Below are 261 nucleotides of genomic sequence, written 5' to 3'. Positions count from 1 at the left end.
CATGCAAGCCACTCAGCAACCCCATGGCCACAAGATCGTTGAAAGCAAGGATTCCGGTGGCACCGCAGGCAATAACGAGCTCGGTTGAATCATGGCCTGAATCGAAGTTTGAGCCCCCGGGAAGCAGCTGCAGTTCGATCCCCGGGTTCTGCTCCCGGAAAACTTCCAAGCCGGCAAGGCGCTGCCTGTTGGACGCGCTGTGTTCCGGTCCTGCGAGGAATGCCAGTCGCTTGTGCCCGAGCGCTACAAGGTGCTGGGCCA

At 60.2% G+C, this 261-nt stretch carries 1 protein-coding gene; it reads right to left on the bottom strand.

Annotation, left to right across the window (positions count from 1 at the left end; genetic code table 11):
* A partial coding sequence (locus SB847_RS21435; protein ID WP_410578685.1) for a substrate-binding domain-containing protein occupies positions 1 to 261 on the bottom strand: 261 nt, incomplete at both ends.

The organism is Bacillus sp. SIMBA_026 (assembly GCF_046535335.1).
Taxonomy (GTDB): Bacteria; Bacillota; Bacilli; order Bacillales; family Bacillaceae; genus Bacillus; species Bacillus velezensis.
Note: the sequence above shows the minus strand (reverse complement) of the source record. Positions and strands in the feature narration are given on the sequence as shown.